Genomic DNA, 663 nt, shown 5'->3' with positions numbered 1-663 from the left:
CACCATGCTCTTGCACCATCCGCACTGCACGGGTGCGAACCTCACTCGAAAACTTGTTCGTCGTCTTGCTCGTCATGCTCCATCCTACTCAGGAGTTGGAGCCTCCGGCAAACCCGGTGCGGTTCACGTCTGGCTTGCTCGGAAGGTATGAGCCGGCGTCAGGCGGCAAAGCATTTCAACGTATCGCGCGACAGCGTGGCCAAGATGATGTCGTATTCGACGCCGCCCGGCTATCAGCGCAAGTCACCGATCCGACGGCCCAAGCTGGATGGGTTTGTTTCCACCATCGATCACTGGCTTGACGCGGACGTGAAGGTGCCGCGCAAGCAGCGCCATACGGCCAAGCGGGCGTTTGACCGGCTTCGTGACGAGTGCGGGTTCACCGGCGGCTACACGATCATCAAGGATTACGTGCGCGAGCGAGAGCAGCGTCGCCAGGAGGTGTTCGTACCGCTGTCGCATCCGCCAGGGCATGCACAGGCCGATTTCGGCGAGGCGATGGTCGTCATCGGCGGGGTGGTGTGATTAGGCGTGGAATAAGGGCTCTGACTCACTCTCGATGATATTTGGTGGCGAGGTGGTGCTGTTTTCGAAGAGGAATCAGCAACATGGCGATGAATATGCGGACTTCGTCCTTGATTCCGGCTGGACTGGTCGTCGAGA

General features: G+C 59.6%; 1 pseudogene. It reads left to right on the top strand.

Annotated elements, in window-relative coordinates:
- Nucleotides 1–147 precede the first annotated feature (147 nt).
- Nucleotides 148–519: pseudogene (locus tag WH91_RS08310) on the top strand (IS21 family transposase); the annotation flags it as partial.
- Nucleotides 520–663: the final 144 nt, after the last annotated feature.

Origin of the sequence: Devosia psychrophila, assembly GCF_000971275.1 — a bacterium.
Lineage (GTDB): Bacteria > Pseudomonadota > Alphaproteobacteria > Rhizobiales > Devosiaceae > Devosia > Devosia psychrophila.
Note: the sequence above shows the minus strand (reverse complement) of the source record. Positions and strands in the feature narration are given on the sequence as shown.